Origin of the sequence: Francisella sp. LA112445, from assembly GCF_012224145.1 — a bacterium.
Lineage (GTDB): Bacteria > Pseudomonadota > Gammaproteobacteria > Francisellales > Francisellaceae > Francisella.
This window is the reverse complement of the sequence record NZ_CP041030.1, coordinates 2,092,520-2,117,618: the sequence shown is the minus strand read 5'-3', so window position 1 is coordinate 2,117,618 and position 25,099 is coordinate 2,092,520. Positions and strand designations below refer to the sequence as shown.

Here is a 25,099-nt window from a genome sequence, read left to right as displayed (position 1 = left end):
TTTTAAGTTTAGATATCTCTAAAATTATAACCTTATAGGTTTTAAAGTAATATAAATTATTCTTTAAAAGCCTTTAGTAGTAGAGTTGTAGTCGTTTTAATAAAATCACTTTCTTCTAAGATATCTTTATCAAGTTCGTATGAGCGTGTAAAAGGGGCAAGTGTTGCAGCTGAAATAAACAAAAGTACATATTTAGCAGAAAAACTTTTTGATAACTGTCCAGTTTCTTGGAAATATTTAATCTTTTCTTCTAATTGATCAAATGATGCAAAGTTTTGTTGGTTTTTAATTCCTGCTAAAGAAGAGTTTTTTTCTAAGCGTTGCCAATCTAGAATTTTTAGCATATCTGGATTACTAGCATGAATATTAAACCTTGCTGCGACTAGTTTTTCTACAAAGCCTTCAAAACTATCTTGTTTAATACAGTCATTTATAGAAGAAAAATTTTCTGGATTTATCAAAGATTCTTTGACAGTTTTCCATAGCTCAACTTTATTTGAAAAGTAGTGATATATTAGAGAACTTTGGACATTAGCTTTTTTAGCTATATCTCTAATAGATGTACCATTGAAACCATTTTCAAGAAATAGATGTTTAGCTGACTTAATAATCTTTTTCAGAGTATTGTTTGTTTTAGCTTTGGTTTCCATAAGTTTTTTAAGTTTTAATTTTGAGCTTTTAAACAGTATATCAGAAAATCTATACCATTTTCTATTGAACGATCGATCATATTGTGATATTGTAATTGATCATACGTTCAATATGTCTTTTTTAAAAAAGGTTATTTTTATGAAGATAATTAGAAAAAAACCTATAGGTTTTGTGATGCTAACTATATTTACAATAGCTTTAGGATGTGGTTATTTCTTTGGCGCTGTAATGTTTACACCATCACTACCTGCAATAACAAACTACTTTAATACAGATTCATCATTAGCTCGAATGACGGTATCAAGCTTTTTTATCACAATGTCATTATCACAGCTTATTTATGGTCCTGCATCTGATAAATATGGTAGAAAACCATTTATATTAATGGGAGCTCTAATATTTGCATGTGGTTCAGTATTTTGTATTTTGTCACAATCAATTATATTTTTAATTTTAGGTAGAGCTATACAAGGGTTAGGAGCTGGTGCTTTGATCACATTGGCTAGAACACTTGTACAAGATTCATTTACAAAAGAACATTTTTTAAAAGCAGTTGCTTGGATGAGTATCTTTTTTGCAGTAGCCCCAGCTATTTCTCCTCTTATAGGTGGGTTTTTACAGTTTCATTTTGGCTGGCATAGTAGCTTTGTTTTTATGCTTATTTTTGCGATTAGTTTAATTGTCTCAGTAATTTTTCTTTTGCCTGAAACAAATAAAGATAAAAACCCAAGTGCCATGAATATTAAACATTTAGCTAAAAACTATATGACTATTGCAAAAACTAGAATGTTTTGGGTTTATCTGATTTTTATTATTACAGGCTTATCTGGAGGTATTTGTTTTGATGTGATTGGATCTTTTGTATTGATTAATGATTATCACCTAACATCAGCTGTCTTTGGGGTAGTCTCGACCATGTTATTAATGATGATAATACTTTCACGTTTTTTGACATCGATGTTGCTACTTAGATATATGGAAAAAGAGAAGGTTATTTTACTAGGCTTAGTTATGATGTTTTTCTCATCAATAGTTTTAGTAATATTAGACTTTTTAAAGTTGATTGGTTTGATGGATCTTATTGCTATTCTTTCTATTTTTTTCTTAGCAGCAGGTATTGTTACACCAATATCTGTGGCAAACCTTTTAAGTTTATTTGATAATATGAAAGGTGTTGCTAGTGCTTTTTATGGATCTATGCAGATGAGTGGTATTTTCATGGTAAGCATAATTGCATCTAGTATGAGTCCATCTATTGGATTTATGGTGAGTATTTTATCTGTATTGTCTTTTATCTCTTTGTTTATAGGATATAAAGTACTTTATAAGCAAAAGAATGTTTTTAAACTTAGAAGAAATAGTCCAAGATTAGTCTAAACTTATCTTAGATTAGAAATTATTTTGATTGCCACTTGATGTTTTTAGGGTCTTTATAATTATTTTTTGTAATTTTATATGTGCCGAATTCAAAGTTTACTTTTTCACCAGTTTGTAGTTTTGTTGTTTGGATAAAAGTATGATCTTTTGAGTCAAATGATAATTTTAGATAAGCTGTTTTACTACCCCAATCATTAGATGGCATAGAGATATGATAAATTGTAAAAGTATTTTGTTTGAAATTACCACCCTCTAATGTATAGACACCATAGTGACTTTCACCTGGGGAAATAACTTTATAGACACCATTATCATAGTAGAAAACATTCGCACCATGCCATGGCTTTTTAGAGTACATTTTTTGATAATATAGCTCTAGTTCGTACGTTGGTTTACCTACTTTTACATTTATCTCAGGACCTGAACAGTTTGTTGTTTTTGTTGTTGCATAAGTAAGGCTTAGGCAAATAAAAGTCAAAAATATTGCTATAAATTTTTTCATGATTTTTTCCTTTCTTGTATCTCTATATTTGATAAATTTAATTAGATTTACATTCTGTCATAAAAAGTGCTGTAAAAAAATGTTTGATCATTTATCTATTTGATAGGGCAGTTTTATTTTGTCTATTACTGTTATTTTCGAAATAATTTAATACAGATAATTTTTCTACTAAGGTATATTAGATGGTATAAAGTAATAAATACTGTTTGATAAGGAAGTTATGAAAACTTTAAACTTTGAGAAATTATATTCAGATTTTACAAATATTTTTGACTTATGTAGATACTCTAATGAGTCGTTAGAAGAAGAAATTATTCGAAGAGTTAAAGAAGATAATATTACCCAAGGAATGTTTCTTTTTAGATTTAGATTAGTTATTTTTAAATTTGAAGTGACTGATGATTCTATCGAATATATTGGTTATGAGAAGTAAGCTTAGATAATAATATGGCGGCTTTATATATTATTTTAGGCGTTTTGTTTCTTATATTTTTGCCTATCATAGATATATACTTTCCCTTTGTTCTTGGACGAACTCCTGGTATTCCCACTTCTGAAAATGAAAATTATGATTTAAATCCAAATAAGAGAAAAGTTGGTGAGAATATAAAAAGCGACTTGAGAAAATAGAAGTCAAAAGAAATGATCAAATAACGTTTAAGAACTTTTTTAGATCAATTTTTATAGGAATCTTAATATTTATAAGGGGCTGTCCTAGATAAGTTTACTTTAAACTCTCTCTAACCCAGTGTTTAATTAGCTTTAGCTGTTCCTTAGAATCACTGTGATTAAATCTCCACTCACATTCCTTCAAAAACAAGTAAAAATGGTCTCTAGGAATACCATTAAATTTTCTCAAATGTCTCTTAGCTTGATTCCAGAAGTTTTCTATACCGTTTATATGATTATGCTTCTTTGCAAACAGCTTACTATGGTTAATTCTATAATGTTTAAACTCTGAAACATCTAAGGCATTATAACTCCTAAAAGTATCAGTGTAAACGATACAATCAGGTTTAACTTTTTCTCTAATTATTGGTAATAGAGTATCACTCTTAGCATTTGGAATGATTACTGTATATACCTTACCATTACGTTTAAGTAAGCCAAATACAGGAACTTTACCACCAGCTCCTCTACCTCGTTTCCCTTTACGAGTTCCTCCAAAATAGCTTTCATCTACTTCAATCTCTCCTGTAAACATTTCTAAATGCTCACTATTTTCATAAATTAATAATCTTAATCTATGAAAATAATAGCTGGCTGTGGTTTTATTTACTGATACTAATTCTGATGCAGTTCGTGCTGTACTTCCTGCTATAAATAACTCTATTAATTTGTCTTGCTTGTATGTACTTAATCTACTTTTCCTCATCAAAACCATCCTAACATAACTTAGTTATCTAGGACAGCCCCATTTATAATTATTACTATGTTTTATTTTCTTAAGCTATAAAAGATATTTTGTTTTAATACCTGCGGTCATTCCCACGCAGACGGGAATCTCTCAAGTCGTTAGGAGATCCCCGTGTCAAGCACGAGGATGACAGTGTTTTTAGTTTATGTCTCTTACTTATGAATTTGAAGAATGACTAAAACATTGGTATCACAACAACTTACCGCAATGGTGCAAGAATATATCATGTAGAGTTTTATGTTTTTATAATCAATCTGCTATAATTTCCTTATCTTAAAATTTCAAAAAATAATTTTCATGGCTGAAAAATATATATACTCAATGCATAGGGTTGGTAAAGTTGTGCCACCTAACAAATATATCCTAAAAGATATTTCTTTATCTTTTTTTGATGGTGCAAAAATTGGTGTACTAGGTCTTAATGGTTCTGGTAAATCAACACTACTTAAAATTATGGCTGGTCTTGATACTGAGATTGTCGGTGAAGCAGCTCCACGTAAAGGTGTCAAAATAGGCTACTTACCACAAGAGCCAAAATTAGATGAAACTAAAGATGTGCGTGGTAACGTTGAAGAAGCTCTTTCTCATCTAAAAGATATGCTGACTAGGTTTGATGAAATCAGTATGAAATTTTGTGAGCCAATGTCTGATGATGAAATGGCAAAACTTCTTGAAGAACAAGGTGAGTTACAAAATGCTATAGATGCAGCTGGAGCTTGGGAAATAGAGCGTAAACTAGAAGTTGCTGCAGAAGCATTACGCCTTCCAGCTTGGGATACTGATGTTACTAAACTATCTGGTGGTGAGGCGCGTCGTGTTGCTCTATGTAAATTATTATTATCAGCTCCTGATATTTTACTTTTAGATGAACCTACTAACCATCTTGATGCAGAATCAGTAGCTTGGCTTGAGAAATTCTTAGCTGAGTATAAAGGAACAGTTGTGGCTGTTACGCATGATAGATACTTCTTAGATAATGTTGCTGAGTGGATTTTAGAACTTGATCGTGGCGAAGGTATTCCTTTCAAAGGTAATTATACTCAGTGGCTAGAGCAAAAAGAAAAACGTCTAGAAATGGAAGAAAAACGTGAGACTGCTCATCGTAAAGCTTTACAACATGAGTTAGAATGGGTGCGCCAAAATGCTAAAGGTCGTCAAGCAAAATCAAAAGCAAGGCTTGCTAAGTTTGATGAGTTAAGTTCGCAAGAGTTCCAAAAACGTAATGAAACTCAAGAGTTATATATTCCACCAGGAGAAAGGCTTGGTAAAAATGTAATTAAAGTCAAAGATATCGTTAAATCATTTGATGATAGATTACTTATTGATCATTTAAATATGGAAGTTCCAGCAGGATCTATCGTTGGTATTATTGGTGCTAATGGTGCTGGTAAATCAACATACTTTAAGATGATAACAGGTCAAGAAACTCCAGATAGTGGTAGTATAGAACTTGGTGAAACAGTTCATTTAGCCTATGTAGATCAGTCTCGTGATGCTTTAGATGATAATAAAACTGTCTGGGAAGAGATTGCAGATGGCTTAGATGTAATCACTGTTGGTAAATATACAATTCCATCACGCCAATATGTAGGTAGATTTAACTTCAAAGGTGCAGATCAGCAGAAGTATATTTCTCAGTTATCTGGTGGTGAGAGAAACCGTGTTCACTTAGCTAAGCTACTTAGAAGTGGTGGTAATGTTATCTTACTTGATGAACCAACAAACGATCTAGATGTCGAGACTTTAAGAGCACTTGAGGAGGCTATCTTAGCTTTCCCTGGGTGTATTATGGTTATCTCGCATGATAGATGGTTCTTAAACCGTGTTGCTACACATATGCTTGCTTTTGAAGGCAATAGTGAAGTAGTTTGGTTTGAGGGTAACTATGATGCTTATATAGAAGATAAGAAACGTCGACTTGGTGATAAGTATGACGCTATTACAAAGATCAAATATAAGCGAATTTCTGTTGATTAATACTATTTTGTAACTTTTATTGAATTGATATCAAGAGGTATATTTGTAGCTGCGACTTCATTCCAGCGAACAATGCGACATTTATTATCAAAATCAAAAGATGCTACATCAAGAAGTTTAAAGTCAGCGCCTTTATATTTTCCATCCATATTATATTTAAATATTAAATTATGATTGTTTTGACTTAAGTAACGGAAGTTACTAAAGCTCATTTCTGTAATGCCTTTGTTAAGCATAACAAAGTGCTTTTCAAACTGGTCATATCCTGTAGCTAGAACCACATCATCAGTAGTCATTGTAACATTTGGGTTAAAGAATTTTTTAAAGTCTTTTATTTTAGGGTTATTAAATTTAGAAGAGTTAAGATATAAGTATAGGTTTTGAACTACTTGAAATTTTTTAAGGCTACAATTATTTACAGTACTAGCATCTGCAAAAGTGTTTGTTGATATTAATAGAAGAGAAGCTAGGCTAATAACTAATGTTAGTATATATTTTTTCATGGGATGCTCCTTATTATTTGGAATTTCTTGTTTTTATTTATCTATACTTAGGAAATATTTGATTAAACTTTTATATAGATAGTTTTTTGTATTTCTTTATTTGCTCGCTATATCTCTATGTGTATTAGAGCCATTATTTTTTATGGAAATATAAAATAAGACCCTATAGCGAACTTGGTTCTCATGATTTTTTTAAGAGCTCTAGTTAATCATGTACTGTATATTTTAGAACAATTATCTGTGTCTTAATATCGGAGTTTAGACTATTTATAAATAATTGTGGACATTTTATTATTGTTAGGTAAAAAGTGGGTATTTACTATATAATTCAGTTTTTTTAATAAGATTAAGAGATTTGATTATAAGGTAAAGAAATATTTTCTGGTAGATTTTCAAAAGTTGCACTTATATGCCAATCTGGTCTAAGAAGAATATATTTATGAGGGTATGCATCTTCTGGAAGCCTTAGTATAGAAACTTTATCTGGTAGATTGATATCCATACTATGATTGCCAACAACTAGTAAGCTCCATTGAGTGCGAGATAAAATTTCATAAATAGATTTATCATCAATATAGACTTCAGGAAGAAAATAACCTGGATCTGCATGAGCTATGTAGTCATCATTTTTCTTTATTTCATCTAGAGGTTGTAATCTATTTAGTTTTGTAAGACTACTATATAAATAAGTGTAAGCATGAGTTATATGTCTGGCATTAACTTGTTTATCAGAAATTTCTGCTAGTTCTTGAATATTATCTTTTGCAAGTATTCTATCTTGAGCATTTTGTTCGGCAGCATGTAGATTGCGTATAGCAACAGGTCTACGCTCTGATTCATATGTTGATAGAATATTTGGGTTCTGTTGCTTATGAATTACAGATGCAAGTTTCCAGCAAAGATTTACAATATCTCCAAAGCCTGTATTTAAGCCAAGCCCACCTGTAGGTGCAAAGGCATGAGCACTATCACTGACTAAAAATACTTTTTGGTAATAACAAAAGTATTCTGCTATTTGTACTTGCATTTGCCATAAATGGTAGTTTACTATCTCTTTATCAATTTTTAGTCCAGCAACCTCATCAAGGGTTCTACTTGCTAACTCTTTTGAAGGTAGTTCTTTTCCAGGATATTGGATTTGTGCGTACCATATCTCTTCTTTGGTTCTTAGATCTATAGGACCAATTGCTGACGCTCCATCTTTAGTTAGGCACAAATGCATCATACTAAGATTTTTAACTTGTGATTTTAGATCATTAGCTTTAAATAAGATACTTAGCATTTGTCTTTTAGGACCTAATTCTATAAAAGGTATTTTACATTTTTTGCGAACTAGACTATTTGCTCCATCACATGCAATAACATAGTTTGATGAGAATGAGCAATGTAGATTATCTTTGTTTATAACAGATACTTCTGTTGTATCTTCAGATATTTCAATATCAACAACTTCATGATTTTTTAGTAAAGTTACAGATGGAAACTCAGAAAGTCTTTCTCGTAGTATATTTTCCGTAATATACAGGGGTATTCGTAATCCTTTAGATTTCATGCTACCAACAGCTATAGGATCTGCTTTTAGATTAGCTTGCCATACAACATCCTGAGGAAAGTCTTTACTAAGGAGAGTTTGATTTGATAATTTATCAAAAATTCCCCAACGTTTTAGTAAGCTAACGGTCCGTGAGTTAAGATATTGGGCTCTAGGGCTAAGTAAAGGATTAGTATATTTCTCAAGAACTAAGGTTTTGATATTTTGCATGCCTAGTTCTATAGCCGCAGCTGTACCAGCAGGACCGCCCCCTACAATGATTACTTGATAATCTAGAGTTGTACATTTTGAAGAGTTTTTCATAATATGCTCCTTATTGCTTAAGCTTTATATATTTTTTGATAAATTGCTATTGTATGTATTAGTTATATAGTAATCTACATTGCAAACATCATGTGTACACCACCTTTGGTTGATACATCGTGATATGGGTATGATGAGCTTATAGAACATAGACTATTACCAAACTCTACAGAAAATAGAAGTAACAAGAAGATCATTGTGATATTAATTTTTTTCATGATTAGTTCTCCTGAAAATATTAACTAATTATATGCTCGGTATTGTAGAAGAATTAGTTCAGGCGTAATATAATAATTTAGACTATTTATAAATATATATGGACATTTTAATGATTGATAAGATTCCAGCGTCTCTTATAAAGAGTGAATCACCTGTGTTTGGTATTAGCCATGATAATAGTGCGCCGTTCGTGGATGGGAGTCATCAACATATACAGGCTCAGCTAATGTACTGTTCCAAAGGGATAATAGAAGCACAAGTTTCTGAGAAAGTGTTTTTAGTACCGCCAACAAATGCAATATGGATACCAGGTAATGTACCTCATAGCACATTAAGTAAAAACCGAGTTGACTTTCGAAGTGTCTATTTTTGTGAAGAGAAGTTAGATAATTTACCTAAAACACCTCAGGTTATTTCAATCTCTCCTTTACTACGTGAGTTGATTATTGAAACTTGTAAGTTTGAAGGACGCCTAACGATAGAGCAAAAAAATATAATAAATGTACTGACAGATCAATTAAACTTAGCAAAACAGCAAAACTATACTTTAGAAATACCTAACGTAGATATTATAAAGTCTATTTATAAATATATTATAAATAACTTATCTGAAGCTCTTTTGATTGACCAGGTAGCAAAGTATTTTGCAATGAGTAGTAAAACACTAACTAGGTTATTTCAAAAACATGTTGGTATGACTTTTGAACAATGGAAGCAGCAAGTAAAAGTATTAGAGGCTATTTCAATGTTATCGCAAAATACTTCTACAACACAAGTAGCTCAGGCTTTAGGCTATTCTAGTGATAGTGCTTTTATACATCGTTTCAAAAAAATGACAGGCAAAACTCCAACAGAGTTTAAAAAGAAATAAATAGATGCTTGAGTTTTGCTGTTTCTAAAAATTGTAATTTTTCTTTATTTAGATAATATCGTACCCAACAAATATAAAAATATAATTTTATCTGATGACTTTAACTAAAGATCAGCTCGATCTACTAATCGAAGAAGGGTGTTGTGTTACGGATATTCCAGCATTATCAGGGTATGAAAATTTAGCTAATTCACTAAAGAGTTTTATATTACGAGAAAAAGCTTACAAAGATAAATATTTGCAAAAAAACTTTTCTAAGGGTTTTGATGGTTACTCATATTTAGGTCAAGAGGATAGTACAAATCAAGGTGCGACCGATTTGCTACACACATTTGTTTTATCAAATTTACATGAATCAAGTTGTTTTCCTATAGAGTTTAAGAAATTTCTATCAAATGAGTGGGCTGATATCTATAAACAGATTTTTAAGATAGAGAAAAGTATACTTTCATCTTTAAGCTTTAGTAATCTAGAGGGCATACATAAAGATATGGCTCATATGGTTTCATGCAATTTCTATCCTGAAGTTAAAAAAGATATGCTTCACCAAGAATTACGTTTAACTGAGCATACAGATATTTCTCTTTTTACAGTTTTTCCATTTGGTACAAGTGATGGTTTAGATTATAAAAACTCACACGGGCAATGGCAGAAAATACCAGCAAGTAATAATGTAACAATTTTTAATGGCTATTTTATGAAGTACTGGAGTAAAGGTAGATTTCCTGCTTGTAATCATCGCGTTAATCTTGATAAAAAAGCAACTAATGAAAGAATTTCATTCGCGTTTTTCTCTATACCACATCCTCAGCAAGATATAATATTAATCGATAAATCTATGGTAACAGCAGAGAAATACTATAAAGATTATTTAGCATTATTTTCAGAATAGAAAAATACGTTAGAGATGATGTATTTTTTTATAAAACTAATACATATTTTCCTTTAGTATGAGCTTTACGCATTTCTTTTAGAATCTCTGGCACATCTTGGATAGAAATAGTATTTATTAAAGGAAGTTTTATAGCTTTATTTTCAACAAGTTGCAACATATTCTCACCTACTTCTGTAAGCTGTTTCTTTGCTTTGTCTCCACCATATCTATGAGCAGCACCTAAGCTTAATTGATGAAATGATAGGTTCCTCATAAAGACATCATTATATTCTGTAGGTCTTACAACATCCAAAAGCTCTAAAAAATGTCCATTGAATGCAAGTAAATCACTTAAAGCAATATCAGTACTTCTACCAGAAGTATTTAACAATTTATCAATGCCATAACCATCTGTATAGTCGAAAACTTTCTCAATTAGCGATTTATCATTATAGTTTACGACATCTGTTGCACCTAAAGATTTAACATACTCAAAATTCTTCTCAGAGCAGCTTGCAACTACATATTTTGCTCCAGCATTTTTAGCTAGTTGAACAGCAAAGCTACCTACACCACCTGAACCTCCAGATATAAATACACTTTCTCCTTGAGTAATATTAAGCTTCTCCAGCATAGCTCTATATGCTGTCCAACCAGCACAAGGAATGCTTGCTTGCTCAGCAGGAGTTAATTTTTGACTTGCTTTTATTAGTGTACGAGAGTCATGGATTGCATATTCTGCAAAACCTCCATTAGCACGCATCATATCACCATGATAAAGAACCAAATCTCCCTTATTCCATTTTGATACATCAGAGCCAGTAGCGATGATTTCACCACATACATCTAAACCACCAACCCAAGTTGATTGAGAATTTTCAACCATGGAAAACCACTGATTAATTTTTGCATCAACGGGGTTTAGTCCTACAGCTTTAACTTTCACTAAAACATCAGTAGAATTTTCTATTTTAGGGATATTTATCTCAGCATTTTCAAAAACATCATTCTTATCGTTATATATAATTGCTTTCATTTTATTTGTTTTTCTATTTATTTAAATACAAACTAGAGACTATTTTACTTGGTATATTTAACAATTTAAAATTATTAAAAATAATCAAAATTATGGATATTACTATCTGAAATTAAGCATTAACGTTGGAAGAAAATATATTACTAGAAGTTTCTTAGCTTTAGTAATTGTATCCCCTAGTTTTTATAGTTATATTTGAAATTAGTTGTACTAAAAAATCTAGTTTTTGAATGTTGCTAAATAATATTAATAATGAGTTTGATAGCGAAGCAAATGAATATAAAGAGTATAGGCTAGAATATCCAAAAGAAATCTTTGAATGGATCAAATCTATAAAGCCTGCGGCAAAAAATGTTTTGGATCTTGGTACTGGGAATGGTCAAGCAGCTATTAAACTAGCAAGTTTTTATTCTAATATATATGCTATTGATATAAGTGAAAATCAAATTATATGTGCATATAAAAATCCAAATATTAAATACTTACAAATGGATGCTAAAGATATAACTTTTGATTTTAAGTTTGATTTAGTGATTTCTGCTACTGCTGCGCACTGGTTTGATCAAGAGGGCTGTCTGGATTCTCTAATTAGACATCTTAATAATAATGCCTTTGTTTGCTTTTGGAGCTATTCATTTCCAGAGTCATCAGATCCCCAAACAGTAGAGAAGTTAAATTTGATTAAAGATTTAATCGGAGATAAGTGGTCTAAAAGATCATTAATACATCTAAATAAATATAAAGACTTATACTTTCCATTTGAAGAAATTGAAAATATTCCAAAAGTAACTCTTAAGCTAAGTTGGGATTCAGATCAGTTATTTAAATTCTTTAGTACTTGGGGATTTTTTAGGGATTACTCAAAAAATGTTGATAGTGAATTTTTTACAAAAGTTAGAAAGATATTAGATGAGCAAGTATACAAAGTAGAATTTCCTTTGGCTTTTAGGGCGGGGTTTTATAAAAAATAAATGAGTAGTATCTAGAAAATCAATAAACATTGCAGTTATATAAGGTTTTCTCTTTATCTGGAAAGAGTTTACATATAAGGAGTAATAGTGTACTATTGGGTTGTTAATTCCTCCTAAGCCTATCTATAGAAGCTCAAATTTGGAGGCTCAATTCTTTCTTTTATTTACATATGGCAAAATTAAAATATTCAAAACCTCCGCTAGATTCCTCTGAACAATTAGATTTGCTTGGTGGAAGGGGATTATTTATTAGTGATGAATTAAGAGCAATAAGATATTTAGAGAATATTGGTTATTATAGATTATCACCTTATTTAATACCTTTTGAAGAAAAATCAGACGGAGGTTCAAGGAAACATCAGCTAAAAAATGGTATTTCTTTTGATAAAATACTTAATATATATCTTTTCGATAGAAAATTAAGACATCTGTTACTAGAGATTATAGAACGAATAGAAATATCTTTCAGAGCTTGGTGGGTTAATGTGATGTCTGAAAAAACGAAAGATTCTCATTTTTATCTGAAATCAAATAATTTTATGAATATCTTATCTAGCTCCCTTTCTGATAAAAGGATTTGTTATAATTCTTTACTTAATAATATAGAAGATAAAGTTAATGATGTTGAAAGAAAAATCAAAGAAGAAAAGGCTGTTAAAGAGATATCAATAAAATCATACCTAGAAAAGTACTCGAGTCCACGTTTTCCTCCCACATGGGTTGTTGCAGAATATCTGACGTTTGGGGAGTTTTCTATGTGGTATTCAATAACACAAAGTAAAAGCTATAAAAAGAAGATAGCCAATAAATTAGGTATTCCATCTGGAGATCTAATGCAAACAGTATTGAAATGTTTAACGGATATAAGAAATATGTGTTCTCACCATGAGAGATTGTATGGTACAAGAATGGTTGCATATCCTCCATTATTAGACAAGTATAAACAGGCTATGAATATTGTAATTCAAAAAGAAGAAACTAAAGAATATGAGAAAGCTGACAATAGTGTATATAACTATATAGTTATTGCTGTATTAATGCTTATGAAAATAAATCCTAAATCAACATGGATAGATAGACTTATAAATATAACAAAAATAAAAAATGAAAATGGAGAGTTGATTCATAATAAAGATATTGATTTAAAGTATTTAGGTTTTCCAAGTGATTGGGAATCAAGATTAAAAAAAACTATAAAGCTAGCTATTATGTAGATTTATAAATAGTTTAATAATTTGTCTTGTAAGTAATTTATTAATTTATCTATAGCATTTTTAATCAAATCAGAAAGTACATCATCTTTTTCAAATATTCTTTGACCTTCTACTCCATAAAATTCAACATTGCTAATATTCATCCCTATAGCATCAGCTAATGCCAAAGATGGAGCAACACCAACACTATGTGAGGATAAAAAACCTCCAAAACTTAGAATATCTTTTGCTTTGAAATAAAATTCTGTTCCAGGTTCAACTTTGGCATATACAGCATCTATTAGAATAACTTTATCATAGTCACTATCTAGATAAGTAAGTAAATTTAAACCTGGTCTATCAGCACTTTCTACAGTTATATCCTGTATATTTTTTTCTTTTACAATCTTGGCTAATTTATCAGCTACAAACCAACCAAATTGATCATCAGCAAATGGTGAACCTATACCAAGAATTAGAGTCTTTTGTTTCATTTTTTACCTTTTATGATTAATAAATTTATGTAGGGGTAGCACATTGTGCTGTCCTATAGGGTAATTATTTAATTTTTCTTTTAGAATATATATTTACAAATTTAAACACAAAAAATACAGAGAAAATCATCACTAAAGTTAATCCAATAGTAGATGAGTAGTTATCGACAAAACCTGTAATTATATTAATAGTAACAATATTTGTATTTAATAAACCTAATAGCTCAACTAATGCAACAATATAAGCAGCAGCTACTACAATAGACAATATTATAACGTTATAACGATAAAATCTTTGTTCTTTTATATTTATGCTCAAAACTTTTGACATCAATCCTGCATCTATAGAATCAACTATAATCATACCAAGAGCAAATGAGAAAGGTAGTAGCATAATATACCAAATAGATAAGCCATTTAGTACATTAGCAGCAGCCATACCTAAAAGAGCAATCTCAGTAGCAGTATCAAAACCTAAACCAAATAAAAAGCCAATAAAATACATCTTATATGGTCTATCTATGACTTTTATTAAAGGCCTAAAAAGTTTTGCTAATAGTGAATTTGACGTGTGATCATGTGCAGAATCATTTTTATTCTTTAGAAGATTCTTTAAAGATATAAGACTCATCGTTCCTGTTAGTAGAAGAAATATGGCTGATACAATGGTTCCAAAGAATGCGCCAATATCTAAAGCACTAGTTTTCTCTATATTTGCAAAACTAAAGCCAATAACTATAAGTAAAGTAAGTAAAAAAACTATAGTAGAATGACCTAAGGCAAAAAATAATCCGGTTCTAAAACTTGCTCTATTTTGAGTTACTAGTTGTCTAGTTACATTATCTATGGCAACTATATGATCAGCATCAAAACCATGTCTAAGACCTAGCAAAAAGGCAATACCAATCATACTAAGCATTTTTATATCTTGAGTTGCTAGAAATAGTAGCAACACTAAGATTAGTAAAGAGAAAATGGTTATATTTTTTCTCATATTAGTTCCTTAAATTCTGAACATAGTTAATATTTCGCTACTTATTTTAACTAATTTTGTTTCTTAAATTAGAAATTTATAGCTAAATTAAAAAAATATAGCTTATCAGGCATAAAATTAGTATATTCAGTCATCCTGAACTCGTTTCAGGATCTCAACACAATCAAGACTTACAGTGAGATGCTGAAATAAATTCAGCATGACATTTTTATGTAGTGACAGATCATTGATCTGTCAGTTATTTAGTATAATTACAAATAGACAGCACATTGTACTGGCATACAATAAATCATTATTTAATCTCTATCAATATTCAAAGTTAAGAAATGCGCAGAGCAAGAAATACAAGGGTCATAGTTACGAATAACCATCTCTGCATGTAGTCTTATATCATCTTCAGGTTTGTCTAAACCGAAGTTTTCTAGAGCTATGCGTAAGTCAGCTTCTATACAAGGTAGGTTTTGCGATGTAGGTGCTGAGATTCTGATTTTCTCAGCTAAGCCTTGATCATTAACTTTGATATGATCTATCTGAATACCACGCGGAGCTTCTACAGCGCCCCAAGCATCAGCAGCTTTAACTGTATAGTCAACACAAGGAGTATCTGTATAAGAGTAGTTCTCACAAACTTGCAATGCTCTTTCAATAGCCCAATATCCTTCAATAGCTCTAGCAACTACTGAATGGAACATATTTCTACTAGGCCATTTAACACCAGTAGCATGAGCCATCTCTTGAATATGTTTCGGAAGTTTGTCGAAGTTTAGGTTGATCCTAGAAAGAGGGCCTAAAAGTATAGGCTGACCATCAACAGTTGTTGAGTGTAAAGCTGTTGACTGAATAGCATGGAACTCTCTAAAATGATCATCATATTCACTAATATGGAATTTTTCACCATCACTAGTGATTACATCATCACCAAATATAGGGTATTCAGTAGGGTGAGATAAACTTACCATCTTAAATGGAATAGTTGTATCTGGGAATGATAGTGTCGATACCCACTCAACAACATCTTTAGCTTCTTTTAGAGCATCTTTCATTTTAGGGATTAACGCATGAACTTCTTTAACTAAAGGAGCTTTGTAGAATCCACCAACCTTCATACCATTAGGGTGAACAGATCTACCACCTAAAAGTTTAAGAATATCATTACCTAAATGCTGTAACTTAACACCACGGACAACTTCTTTAGGGTAATCTTTTGCCATCTCGATAGCTGATCTGTAACCTAAGAAATCAGGTGCCGCTAATAAATGCACATGTAGGTAGTGTGACTCGATCCATTCACCTAAAAACATCAGTAGGCGCATATCATCTATCCACTGAGTCCTAGTAATATCAAATGCAGTTTCATAAGCTCTTGAGAAGCCTGCTTGATATGCCAGAGGGCAAATACCACAAATACGTGCGACAGCATCAATAATTGCATTTGGTTCTCTACCTTCGAGGAATTTCTCAAAGTAACGTGGTGGCTCATAGATTCTTAGATCACATTTATCTATTTTGCCATCTTTAATTCTTAAATCTAAAGCACCTTCACCTTCAACACGGGCTAAAATAGGTACTTCTATAACTGTTTCTCTACTCATAACTATACTCCAGCCTTTTTAAATACATCATCTTGGCTACTGATAAATCTATATTTATCATGAATCTGTTTATCTGATAACCCTAACTCTTTAAGCTTACGTGTCATAGCACCTAGGTTGGCATATTTAGATGCACCAAAGCAGCCATAGCAACCACGTCCAAGTTTTGGACATATTGCACCACAACCATCTGCGATTACAGGTCCTAAGCATGGCTCACCTTTAGCAACCATTACACAAGTAACACCAGCATGCTTACAAGTTGTACAGACTGGATCAACAACTTTCTCAGGTTCTACTCCAAAGAGTAGTTGACGGATAGCCTTAAGTATTTGCTCTGTAGTTATAGGGCAACCAGATATTTCAAAATCAACATTTACATACTCTTTGATAGCTTTAGCAGTTGGTAGATCCTCATCAATAATAACTTGAGTCTCTTGCGGATATACAGCCTTTTGCCATTCTAAAAGCTCAGCATCATTTGTGAAGTTTCTTAGAGCTTGGATACCTCCAGCTACAGCACAAGCACCCATAGATATTACATACTTTGCTTTTTCTCTGATTTTTTCTAAACGATGAATATCATGATGAGTATTTACACTACCTTCGATAAATGCAATATCTACTTCGGCAAACTCATCAAGAGGACCTGCTTCAGCAAAGTGGACAATATCTACCATCTCTGCAAGAGTAAGAAGTGATACAGCGTCGTTTATTAAAGCAAGCTGACAACCATCGCATGAGCTAAATTTATGCACGGCTATCTTAGGGCGAGGAGCTAAATTTTTTAATTTATCTTGAGCGGACATAATTATACTCCTTTTATTTCTAGTAGTTTCTTAACAGCTGGATAAGCGTATACAGCACCATCTTTACAGACAAATTCTTTACCCATTTGGCAATGACCACAATGCCCGATAGCACATTTCATGCTACGCTCTAAGCTGACAAATATTTGCTCTTCTGGCACACCAACTTTAGCAAACTCTTTAGCGACATTTTTCATCATAATCTCAGGGCCAACACTCATTACATAGGTATTTGCATAATCAATATCTAAATCTGGAATTGCTGTAGTTACAAAACCGTCATACCACTTCCATGGACCATGAGGTTCACCAGCGGTAGCAGCTAGAAGTACTTGTGTATTTGGTTGGTTATTCCAGTTGGTATATTTATCTTGGTAGATAAGTCCAGAAGTATCGCGAATACCTTGTACGACATATACTTTGCCATAGTTATCTCTATCTTTCATAATCTCTTCTGTTGCTGCAACTAGAGGAGCATTTCCAAGACCACCAGTCATGATTACAACATCTTTACCTTTGGCTTGTTCTACTGGCCAAGAGCTACCAAAAGGCCCTCTGACACCGATAGTCTCACCAGTTTTTAGCTTGTTCATACCTTTAGTTATACGCCCAACTACTTGGATAGTATGCTCAAAGATATCATCGGCAAAATTTCTATCATTAACAATAGATATAGCTACTTCACCAACACCATACAGATACAGCATATTAAACTGGCCAGGGTGAAACTTATAATTTTTGCGTAGCTCTTCATCTACAAAGCGTAAACGCAAGGTAAAAATATCATCAGCATCTTGGATAAATTCAACTATCTCAGCTTCATGAGGCAAATAAGCATCTTGTGGGTATATCATAATTATTTCTCCTCACAAATAGCGTTAATTTCTTCTGTAACATCAATTTTTACAGGGCACCATGTAATACAACGACCACAGCCAACACAACCTTTAGTCTTAAACTGTTCTCTCCAAGTACCAAACTTATGAGTTAGCCATTGGCGATATCTGTGTTTTGGTTCTTCACGATATAGCTCACCATGAGTATAGCTGTGATCTAAGCCAAAGCATGAATCCCATTCACGTGTATGCTCACTTTCTTTACCATCTAAGCTCGGCTGCTCTTTTTCTGTGTGGCAGAAGCAAGTAGGGCATGATTGCGTACAGCTACCACAAGATAGACATCTCTCTGCGACATCTTCCCACTGTGGATGGTCATAAGAGCTAGTTAAGGCTTTTTCTACTTGAGCTATTGGTGGTAGAGTTTTCTCTTGCATACCATATACAGCTTTTACTTTTTGCTCAGCTTGGTATGTTTGAGCACCTGTTGCAGGCTCTAATTGTAGAGCTAATATTGTTTGTCTGCCTTTATCACTACCTGTCTCGATAACAAAACCGTTCTCAATCTCTGTCATAGCTAGATCAAAACCTTTATCAGCCTCAGGCTTATCACCTAGTGTTATACAAAAACAGTTACTATGCGCTGTAGTACAATTAGCAGCTACGATAAACATAGCTTCTCTTCTAGCTTTATAGCGCACATCTTGATAAGCATTTTCAACAAATACTCTATCTTGAATTTCAATAGCTCTTAGATCACAAGGTCTGACACCTAGTACAGCATATTTTTTATTATTTAAGCTTTGATTGAAGGTTAGCTTACCATTCTCATCACGTGAAACTTTCCAGAGTGTTTCTTTCTCTTCAAAAAGCATTGGCTTAACAGATTGAACAGGTACACTCCAACCAAAAGCTTTTTTTACATCTGTTTTGATGACTTCATATTTTGCAGGCTCTTGTATATCTACATAACCCCATGGAAGCTCACTTGCATTATCTATATTGTCATAAACAATAGATTTATCTCTAACTGCTGGCGCCATAACTTCATAGCCTTGCCCTGAGAAGTAAGAAATCATCCTATCTAGATCATCATGTTTTAAAAAATAAAACTGACTCATACCATTCTCCTTAACATATTCTTGGTAATTGCTCACCACTTAACCAGTCCACACGTCTTTTACCACCAAATGTGGTTTTCATAAACACTTGTGGCTGTTCACTTTTTCTTACGGTTGCTATCACTTGGGCATTTTCTCCTAATGGATGATCCCTTAAGCAGTCTAAAACCTTTTGAGTTTGACTAGGCTTACAAGCGATTAAAACTTTGCCTTCATTGGCGATATACAATGGATCTAAACCAAGTAGCTCACAGGCTGATTGAACTTCAGTTGATATCGGAAGTTTTGTCTCATCTATTTCAATAGCTACACTGTGTTGGTTTGCCCATTCATTAAGTGTTGCACCGACTCCTCCACGAGTAGGATCACGCATAGTTTTTATTTTACAATTATTGCTATAAATTGATTCGACTAAATCATCTAGAGATGTTGCATCACTTACTACTTGGCATTGGAAATCTAGTCCAGCTCGTTGTGACATTACAGCGACACCATGATCACCTAGAGAACCATTTATGATAATCTCATCACCATCTTCAAGAGTATCTCTAGTGACAAAATTATCACGAATTACACCAACTCCAGTTGTATTGATAAAGATACCATCACCTTTACCTTTCTCTACAACCTTAGTATCTCCTGTTACGATTTGGACATTAGCTTTTTTAGCAGCCTCTGCCATAGAGTCTAAGATTATTTTTAGATCTTTAAGAGGTAATCCTTCTTCTAATATAAGCCCTACAGAAATATATAAAGGTTTAGCCCCTCCGACTACTAGATCATTGACTGTGCCATGAATTGCAAGACTACCAATATTACCACCACTAAAAAAATACGGTGTAATAACATAGCTATCTGTAGTCATTGCGATCTTACCATTTATTTGTGGTAGTACAGCTTGATCTTCTGCTTGAGCTAGATATTGGCTATCAAAACTTTTCTTTATCATCTGCTCTATTAAATGATGCATAGCTTTACCACCAGCCCCCATTGCTAGATCAACTACACCATTTTTGATATTTAATTTCACAGCCATTTTAGCCTCCGTATTGATAATGTGCCGCACAAGCACCTTCAGATGAAACCATACAAGCTCCCATAGGTTGCTCAGGAGTACAAACTACACCAAATAATTTACAATCTTTGGGCTCTTTTAGACCTCTTAGAATATCAGGGCAAGCACATTGCTTATGCTCTAGGCCTTGCACCTCGGGTATTTGATAGTATTTTTCAGCATCAAACTTTGAGTATGCATCTTTTATTTCTAAAGCACTATTGGGAATATATCCAAGTCCACGCCATTCAAAAGTATCTCTAATTGTTAGATATTGAGATATTAAATCTTGAGCAAGTTGGTTACCATTTGGCACTACAGCTCTTGTATACTGGTTCTCTACACCGATTTTGCCAGCGTTTATCATTTTGATAAGCATTAGTATAGATTGAAGTACATCTAAAGGTTCAAAACCTGCGACAACCATTGGTTTTTGATATTCTTTAGTCACCTTATCATAAGCGTTACTACCGATAATTACACTGACATGAGATGGACCTAAAAAACCATCTATTTTAACATCTTCAGATAGAATAGCTTGCATAGCTATAGGTGTAAGCACATGGTTACAAAATATTAGAAAATTATCTAACTTTTTAGCTATTGCTAACTGTATAGCTACAGCAGTTGGGGGAGTAGTTGTCTCAAAGCCAATAGCAAAGAATATAACCTTTTTATTAGGGTTTTCTTCAGCTAGTTTTAGAGCATCTTCTACTGAGTAGATCATACGCACATCAGCACCACGAGCTTTGGCCTTGATTAGACTATCTTGATGAGATCCTGGTACGCGAAGCATATCTGCATAACTACAAAATATTACATCTTTTTGTGATGCTAAAAATATCGCCTGATCAACTCTTTTAATCGGCAGTACACAAACAGGGCAACCTGGCCCATGTATCATTTTGACATTTGCAGGTAATAGACTAGGAATCCCATAACGGTGTAAAGCATGTGTATGCCCTCCGCAGAATTCCATCAGGTTGTATTGTCTATTAGTGTCAACTTCTTTAGCGATTTGTTGTAAAAGAGATTTTGCAATTTTCGGGGCCCTAAATTCTTGTATGTAATCCATAACATCACCCCTTACTTATATTGTAACATTTCTTCAAAATCTTTGAGAGTCTGCTGGGCCATTTCTTTGTCTAGTTTGCTTAATGCAAAGCCAACATGGATTATTACAAAATCACCAACCTCTACACTCTCAGCAAGTAGCGCAAGTGAGACTTCTTTTTTGACTCCACCAACATTTACTACTGCTTGATTTTCTGGTTTTATTTCTACAATTTCTGCAGGTATTGCTAAACACATTTTAATTCACCTTTTTTAAATTTTTTGGCGCCAAGCCAAGCTTGTCCAAGACTTATACCACCATCATTTAGTGGCACTTTTTCTGAGATATAAACATTTAAACCCAACTTTTTAAGTTGAGTATAAACCTCAGTAAGCAGTAGCTTATTTTGAAAACAGCCACCACTTAGTATTATTGTTTTTATATTATTCTCTTGAGCTGATTTACTAACCCATTCAACTAAAGCATAAGCTAGAGTGCCGTGCCATAAATTACTAGCTATATATTTATCATTAGCTTTAATAATTTTTTTGAATAGTTTTTTTAAAACCAATCTATTCTCATCGGATATTTCAAATAGATCTTCTTCAACGATTATTTGGTTAGCCAATGACTCTATTTCCATTGCACCCTGGGCTTCATAGCTATTTATATGGCAAATATCAAGAAGACTTGAGACAGCATCAAATAGCCTGCCCATACTGGTGGTTTTACCTTTTGCTAATAAGTGATTTTGCAAAAGTTTAATAAGATTTTCAGTTTGTGAAAATTCCTTAAGATGATTTGGTATCTCAAGATTATATTTATGACATACTGCCAAAGCTATACGCCAAGGCTCTTTAGCAACTTTATCAGCACCAATATACTCGATAGGATCTAGCTCACCAATGCGATTAAACTCTAAATTATCAATATCACAATGATAAAGTTCACCACCTCGAGCTAAACCATCTTCACCTAGACCAAAACCATCTAGTACTAAGCCTATAGTTTGACCTTGTAAATTATGCTCAGCAATTACAGCTGCTAGGTGAGCTTGATGATGCTGAATTTGATAAATCGGTAGATTAAATTTTTGGGCAAAATGCGTAGTATAAATATCAGGATGTAAATCACAAGCAATACCATCAAACTTAAGTCCAAACATTTTCTGAAAATGCTCTAAAGACTGCTCAAAAAACTCTATATTAGCTTGGCTATCCATATCACCAATATGTTGCGATACAAAAGCTTGATTATCTTTGATAAAGCAAAAAGTATTCTTTAAAAATGCTCCAGTAGCCAATATATTTGGTAAGCTTTCAGATAACTGTATTGATTGTGGTACAAGGCCCCGAGATCTTCTAATTGGTAGATTTTTATCTATAACAGTATGAAAAACACTATCATCACTTTTTACCGCAATATCACGGTTATCTGTCACGATTAAATCAGCGATATCTTTAAGTTTTTCATAAGCTTCATTATTATCAGCTATAATGCTCTCACCAGAGATATTTGCACTAGTGACTATCAATGCTAAATCATAAGCTTCATCTAGCCAGCTAGAGCCAGTAGGTTCGTTTAGTAGATGGTAAAAAAGGATATAATCAGCCTCAGTTGTTGGTAGCATAAAACCAAGCTGATTTATATTAGGTGCAATAGCTTTACTAAGATTACTAGTAGAATGTCTTTTAAGTAAAACGATAGGTCTGATAGTCGTGTTTAGAAGCTCTTCTTGCTGTGAAGTAACTTCTGCAAAATGCTTTTGTATACTTTGAGTATTTAGAGCCATCATAGCAAATGGTTTATTAGGGCGATGCTTTCTTTTGCGTAGTTCTGCGACTGCTTGAGTATTTGTAGCATCTACAACTAATTTAAAACCATTTTGGCTTTTTATAGCGATGATTTTACCAGTTTTGATAGCTTGTGATATTTCTGCAAAAGAGTGTGATAATTCTGGCCCACATCTAGAGCATGCAACGGTTTGAGCATAATAGTGTCTATCTAGTGGATTTGTATAGCTAGCTAGACAATCATCACATAATGGAAAATCTTTATAAGTAGTTTTATCTCTATCATAAGGTAGGCTTTGTATTGTACTAAAGCGCGGACCACAATGCGTACAGCTAGCATATGGATATAGATAGTAGCGACTTTGTGGGTCAAAAATATCATTCAAACACAAATTACAAATAGCTGTATCGGCAGGGATTTTGGTGGTAGAGCTTCCTTGTAGAGTTTCTAATATTTTGAAATCTGTAAATTTAGTTTCAGTTTGGTAAATTGTCTTTTCAATAGTTTCTATATTAGCTAGAGGAGGTAGTTTTACCTGCATCTTAGCTATAAAGATATCTGCAACAGATTCATCACATTGTAGAATTATTTCAACACCATTAGGAGTATTTTGCACCGAGCCGTACAAATTCATATCTTTGGCAAGGCAATAGATAAAAGGGCGGAATCCAACCCCTTGAACTATACCATTGACGAGAATTTTTATTATGGTTTGTTGCATTTTTTGTGCCTATTTATGAGTTCTTTTGACTAATAGCTTTTTCTTTAAACGGTTTCATAATATGATCCGCAATTTTAGGTGCGACTTTTGGAATCATAGCAATAACTCCAAAAACTATTACAACAGTAACTATAAGAGCTATAAATTCTCTTTTATAATTCTTTTTCTTCTTAGACAAAACTTATTCCTTAATTATTCCTAGTGTAGTAACAGCACAGTGTCTGTCTTCTAAACAGTTGACAGATCAATGATCTGTCACTACATATAAAATTATTAGTCATACTACTCGGTCACTGAGTACATTCGACTACGCTCATATTTAGTCATACTACGGCTCCGACCGTAGTATCCATTTTTAAACTATAGCTTTTCTCCATAGTTTTTGGATTCTATGGTCAAGCCATAGAATGACAATCTCTACTTTCTGTCATCCTCGTGCTTGACACGGGGATCTCTTAACTACTTAAAATCATTAGTCATACGTTTTAAAACTACCTCGTCAGTCTGCGACTGCCACCCCTTCGTACCCGAAAGGGAATTAGATATAGCTTTAAATAAACAAGTCATCTTGAACTTGTTTTATTGATTTTAAACCCACTCCGTCATTCCCACGCAGGTGGGAATCTATAAACTATTCAAGAGATTCCTGCCTTCGCAGGAATGACATCTCTTAATTATGAATTCTTATAATTCTCAATATACTCTAAGACAATCTCATGATGATCTTTCGTTTTAAACTTATTAAATACGTGATTGATCTTGCCATCTTTGTCGATAAAGAAGCTAATTCTATGGATACCATCATATACTTTGCCCATAAATTTTTTCTCACCCCAAACACCAAATTGCTCAGCAACTTTATGATCTTCATCACTTAGTAGTTGTACTGTTAGGCTATCTCTTTCCTCAAATTTCTTAAGGCGTTTTGGTGCATCTGGACTGATACCAAGAACTACAGTATCAAGCTCAGCTAGTTTGTCACTAATGCTACTTAGACCGATAGATTGAGTAGTACAGCCTGGCGTCATTGCTTTTGGGTAGAAGTAAACTAAGACATTCTTTTTACCTTTAAAATCACTTAAAGATACTTCTTCATTATTTTGATTTTCTAATTTAAAATTTGGAGCAATTTGTCCTTGTTCTAATGTTTTCATTGATTTATCACCTATCCTATTTTATATTCT

27 protein-coding genes are annotated in these 25,099 nt (G+C 32.8%); 8 read left to right on the top strand and 19 right to left on the bottom strand.

Annotated features, from left to right (window positions below):
- Positions 1–56: 56 nt before the first annotated feature.
- On the bottom strand, positions 57–650 hold the full coding sequence (locus FIP56_RS10195) for a TetR/AcrR family transcriptional regulator (RefSeq protein ID WP_192578793.1): 594 nt from the start codon (positions 648–650) through the stop codon (positions 57–59).
- A gap of 139 nt (positions 651–789) precedes the next feature.
- Here FIP56_RS10195 and FIP56_RS10190 point away from each other — a divergent pair, with 139 nt between their 5' ends.
- Positions 790–2,028: a multidrug effflux MFS transporter gene (locus FIP56_RS10190; protein ID WP_192578792.1), complete on the top strand. Its 1,239-nt coding sequence runs from the start codon at positions 790–792 to the stop codon at positions 2,026–2,028.
- 19 nt (positions 2,029–2,047) lie between these two features.
- Here FIP56_RS10190 and FIP56_RS10185 read toward each other — a convergent pair whose 3' ends face one another.
- A complete protein-coding gene (locus FIP56_RS10185) occupies positions 2,048–2,530 on the bottom strand; it encodes a hypothetical protein (protein ID WP_192578791.1) in 483 nt (160 codons plus the stop codon).
- A 220-nt stretch (positions 2,531–2,750) separates the two neighbouring features.
- On the opposite strand from FIP56_RS10185, the gene FIP56_RS10180 reads away from it, so the two are divergent.
- Positions 2,751–2,963 carry a hypothetical protein gene (locus FIP56_RS10180; RefSeq protein WP_192578790.1) on the top strand — a complete coding sequence of 71 codons (213 nt, stop codon included), beginning with the start codon at positions 2,751–2,753 and terminating at the stop codon, positions 2,961–2,963.
- A 14-nt stretch (positions 2,964–2,977) separates the two neighbouring features.
- A complete protein-coding gene (locus FIP56_RS10175) occupies positions 2,978–3,160 on the top strand; it encodes a hypothetical protein (RefSeq protein WP_192578789.1) in 183 nt (60 codons plus the stop codon).
- Between the two features lie 94 nt (positions 3,161–3,254).
- Here FIP56_RS10175 and FIP56_RS10170 read toward each other — a convergent pair whose 3' ends face one another.
- On the bottom strand, positions 3,255–3,905 hold the full coding sequence (locus tag FIP56_RS10170; RefSeq protein ID WP_192576968.1) for an IS1595 family transposase: 651 nt from the start codon (positions 3,903–3,905) through the stop codon (positions 3,255–3,257).
- A gap of 339 nt (positions 3,906–4,244) precedes the next feature.
- Between FIP56_RS10170 and ettA the strand changes: the two genes are divergently transcribed.
- Entirely contained in the window at positions 4,245–5,924 is a 1,680-nt protein-coding gene (ettA, locus tag FIP56_RS10165) for an energy-dependent translational throttle protein EttA (RefSeq protein WP_192578788.1), read from the top strand.
- A gap of 2 nt (positions 5,925–5,926) precedes the next feature.
- Here the strand turns inward: ettA and FIP56_RS10160 are convergent, their stop codons facing one another.
- The 3 genes from FIP56_RS10160 to FIP56_RS10150 all read right to left on the bottom strand — a co-directional run bounded on the left by FIP56_RS10160 (position 5,927) and on the right by FIP56_RS10150 (position 8,500).
- On the bottom strand, positions 5,927–6,427 hold the full coding sequence (locus tag FIP56_RS10160; protein WP_192578787.1) for a hypothetical protein: 501 nt from the start codon (positions 6,425–6,427) through the stop codon (positions 5,927–5,929).
- A gap of 346 nt (positions 6,428–6,773) precedes the next feature.
- Positions 6,774–8,282 carry an FAD-dependent monooxygenase gene (locus tag FIP56_RS10155; RefSeq protein ID WP_192578786.1) on the bottom strand — a complete coding sequence of 503 codons (1,509 nt, stop codon included), beginning with the start codon at positions 8,280–8,282 and terminating at the stop codon, positions 6,774–6,776.
- 74 nt (positions 8,283–8,356) lie between these two features.
- On the bottom strand, positions 8,357–8,500 hold the full coding sequence (locus FIP56_RS10150) for a hypothetical protein (RefSeq protein ID WP_192578785.1): 144 nt from the start codon (positions 8,498–8,500) through the stop codon (positions 8,357–8,359).
- Between the two features lie 110 nt (positions 8,501–8,610).
- On the opposite strand from FIP56_RS10150, the gene FIP56_RS10145 reads away from it, so the two are divergent.
- Both FIP56_RS10145 and FIP56_RS10140 read left to right on the top strand, forming a co-directional pair.
- The gene (locus FIP56_RS10145) at positions 8,611–9,372 is read left to right on the top strand and encodes a helix-turn-helix transcriptional regulator (RefSeq protein ID WP_192578784.1); all 762 of its coding nucleotides are present in this window, start codon (positions 8,611–8,613) and stop codon (positions 9,370–9,372) included.
- A 94-nt stretch (positions 9,373–9,466) separates the two neighbouring features.
- A complete protein-coding gene (locus FIP56_RS10140) occupies positions 9,467–10,264 on the top strand; it encodes a 2OG-Fe(II) oxygenase family protein (protein ID WP_192578783.1) in 798 nt (265 codons plus the stop codon).
- Positions 10,265–10,292: 28 nt separating this feature from the next.
- Here the strand turns inward: FIP56_RS10140 and FIP56_RS10135 are convergent, their stop codons facing one another.
- Positions 10,293–11,282: a zinc-binding dehydrogenase gene (locus FIP56_RS10135; RefSeq protein ID WP_192578782.1), complete on the bottom strand. Its 990-nt coding sequence runs from the start codon at positions 11,280–11,282 to the stop codon at positions 10,293–10,295.
- Between the two features lie 230 nt (positions 11,283–11,512).
- Here FIP56_RS10135 and FIP56_RS10130 point away from each other — a divergent pair, with 230 nt between their 5' ends.
- Positions 11,513–12,253, top strand: coding sequence for a class I SAM-dependent methyltransferase (locus tag FIP56_RS10130; protein WP_192578781.1), 741 nt, complete (start codon positions 11,513–11,515; stop codon positions 12,251–12,253).
- A 170-nt stretch (positions 12,254–12,423) separates the two neighbouring features.
- Positions 12,424–13,467, top strand: coding sequence for an Abi family protein (locus tag FIP56_RS10125; RefSeq protein WP_192578780.1), 1,044 nt, complete (start codon positions 12,424–12,426; stop codon positions 13,465–13,467).
- A gap of 2 nt (positions 13,468–13,469) precedes the next feature.
- On the opposite strand, the gene FIP56_RS10120 is transcribed toward FIP56_RS10125, so the two are convergent.
- From FIP56_RS10120 to bcp, 12 genes are all read right to left on the bottom strand, one after another.
- A complete protein-coding gene (locus tag FIP56_RS10120; RefSeq protein ID WP_192578779.1) occupies positions 13,470–13,940 on the bottom strand; it encodes a hydrogenase maturation protease in 471 nt (156 codons plus the stop codon).
- A gap of 64 nt (positions 13,941–14,004) precedes the next feature.
- Positions 14,005–14,934 carry a metal transporter gene (locus tag FIP56_RS10115; RefSeq protein ID WP_192578778.1) on the bottom strand — a complete coding sequence of 310 codons (930 nt, stop codon included), beginning with the start codon at positions 14,932–14,934 and terminating at the stop codon, positions 14,005–14,007.
- 296 nt (positions 14,935–15,230) lie between these two features.
- Entirely contained in the window at positions 15,231–16,526 is a 1,296-nt protein-coding gene (locus tag FIP56_RS10110) for a nickel-dependent hydrogenase large subunit (RefSeq protein WP_192578777.1), read from the bottom strand.
- Between the two features lie 2 nt (positions 16,527–16,528).
- Complete coding sequence (locus FIP56_RS10105) at positions 16,529–17,335, bottom strand: sulfhydrogenase subunit delta (protein ID WP_150467806.1); 807 nt, start codon at positions 17,333–17,335, stop codon at positions 16,529–16,531.
- Positions 17,336–17,337: 2 nt separating this feature from the next.
- Entirely contained in the window at positions 17,338–18,189 is an 852-nt protein-coding gene (locus FIP56_RS10100; protein ID WP_192578776.1) for an FAD/NAD(P)-binding protein, read from the bottom strand.
- Positions 18,190–18,191: 2 nt separating this feature from the next.
- Positions 18,192–19,292, bottom strand: a complete 1,101-nt coding sequence (locus tag FIP56_RS10095) for a 4Fe-4S dicluster domain-containing protein (RefSeq protein ID WP_192578775.1) — start codon at positions 19,290–19,292, stop codon at positions 18,192–18,194.
- Between the two features lie 10 nt (positions 19,293–19,302).
- Entirely contained in the window at positions 19,303–20,328 is a 1,026-nt protein-coding gene (gene hypE / locus FIP56_RS10090; RefSeq protein WP_192578774.1) for a hydrogenase expression/formation protein HypE, read from the bottom strand.
- A gap of 1 nt (position 20,329) precedes the next feature.
- Complete coding sequence (gene hypD / locus FIP56_RS10085) at positions 20,330–21,421, bottom strand: hydrogenase formation protein HypD (RefSeq protein WP_192578773.1); 1,092 nt, start codon at positions 21,419–21,421, stop codon at positions 20,330–20,332.
- Positions 21,422–21,432: 11 nt separating this feature from the next.
- Entirely contained in the window at positions 21,433–21,657 is a 225-nt protein-coding gene (locus FIP56_RS10080) for a HypC/HybG/HupF family hydrogenase formation chaperone (RefSeq protein WP_192578772.1), read from the bottom strand.
- The gene (gene hypF / locus FIP56_RS10075) at positions 21,648–23,915 is read right to left on the bottom strand and encodes a carbamoyltransferase HypF (protein WP_192578771.1); all 2,268 of its coding nucleotides are present in this window, start codon (positions 23,913–23,915) and stop codon (positions 21,648–21,650) included. Before hypF ends, FIP56_RS10080 begins: the two co-directional genes overlap by 10 nt.
- Positions 23,916–23,928: 13 nt before the next feature.
- Positions 23,929–24,093, bottom strand: coding sequence for a hypothetical protein (locus tag FIP56_RS10070; protein WP_192578770.1), 165 nt, complete (start codon positions 24,091–24,093; stop codon positions 23,929–23,931).
- 496 nt (positions 24,094–24,589) lie between these two features.
- Positions 24,590–25,069, bottom strand: a complete 480-nt coding sequence (gene bcp, locus FIP56_RS10065) for a thioredoxin-dependent thiol peroxidase (RefSeq protein ID WP_192578769.1) — start codon at positions 25,067–25,069, stop codon at positions 24,590–24,592.
- Between the last annotated feature and the right edge of the window lie 30 nt (positions 25,070–25,099).